The organism is Aquimarina sp. (genome assembly GCF_977115655.1).
Genome location: NZ_CDSBKO010000149.1, coordinates 1 through 1478, shown reverse-complemented (window position 1 = coordinate 1478; position 1478 = coordinate 1). Strand labels below are relative to the sequence as shown.

General features: G+C 30.1%; 1 protein-coding gene. It reads right to left on the bottom strand.

Translation table 11 applies throughout. The features are described from left to right. Window positions 1-45 precede the first annotated feature (45 nt). Window positions 46-1173 carry a tyrosine-type recombinase/integrase gene (locus tag ACZIYX_RS23925; protein WP_462684773.1) on the bottom strand — a complete coding sequence of 376 codons (1128 nt, stop codon included), beginning with the start codon at window positions 1171-1173 and terminating at the stop codon, window positions 46-48. Between the last annotated feature and the right edge of the window lie 305 nt (window positions 1174-1478).

Here is a 1478-nt window from a genome sequence, read left to right as displayed (position 1 = left end):
AACAATAGAATATGTGTACCAGTACACATATATCTATTATATTTATTACAAATCTAGGGGATTTCTAATTGATTTAAAATTATTTACGGCAACTTGCGTGTAAATTTCAGTTGTCTTTGTGCTACTATGCCCTAAAAGAGTTTGAATATATCTTAGGTCAGTACCATTTTCTAAAAGATGGGTAGCAAAAGAATGTCTTAGTATATGAGGAGTTATTCTTCTTCTAATACATGCTTTTTCACCTGCTCTTCTAACAATCTTGGCAATACTTTCTACAGAATATTTTTGTCCTAATACTCCCTCAAATAAATATTTTTTTGGCTTCCATTGTTTATAATATACTCTTAAATCTTTTAATACCGTTTCCGAGAGTAAGGAATAGCGATCTTTATTATTCTTCGCATTTCTAATAAAAACCAACATTCTCTTACTATCGATATCTTCTAGTTGCAAATCTAATAGTTCACTTCTTCTTAATCCAGCAGAATATAACATACTTATAATACAACGATGCTTTATATTATTTGTATGTTCAATCATAGAGAGAATTTCTTCTTTCGATATTACTTGTGGAAGCTTCTGCTGTTTTCTAGGTCTTTCTATACTATAAAACCGATTGGGCATTCCCATCACCACTTCGTAGTAGAATTTAATACTATTAATCGTTTGATTAATATAGCTATTGGATTTGTTTTGATGAATAAGTAATTGTAAGTATGCTCTTATCTCCTGTTCGGATAATTCTAAAATATCCTTATTTGGATACTGATTTATGAACTTCTCAAATAACGAGATATATATATTACAGGTGTTTAAGGCATATCTTTTGAGTTCTAATTTCAGAAGATATGCTTCTGGCACATACTTATAAGAAGCTGTTTTAGTTCTGTTTCGATACCGGTTAACATCTACAGGCTCATTATCTCGTATAACTTTCTCTTTAAAAAAGGAATTTCCGTTAATCCAAGCCACTCCTCTAAATTTCTCAAAAACCTGATTTAAGTTTTCTTTGGTATGAATGATATACACCATTGCAAACTCTCTGCTCCACTTAGGATTGGGGAGTTCTTTTATCAATGCCTGGATCACCTTATCAGGATAAAACTGTAACCCAATCATCTTTTGGTTATTAATCAACAAATGCTTTAAAGTGATATGTTTGGTGAGGTTCATGATACAAAAATGCAGTATTTAAAAATCATAGTAGTATTTTAGTCGAATAACATTCGAATAGGATTCGTATACTATTTAATTAATTTGAGATTATGAATATATATCCACACTGCAATTCTAAAATTATCGGTAGATCTGATAAGAAATATTGCTCCATACATTGCAAATCTGCACATCAATATCAAAAACGTAAATGAGAGGAAGCTTTATATTACACAATTGATAAAAAACTTAAAACGAATCGTAAACTTTTAAAAGCGTATAATAAATCTGGGTTATCTACTGTGCGTAAAGAAAAATTGTTA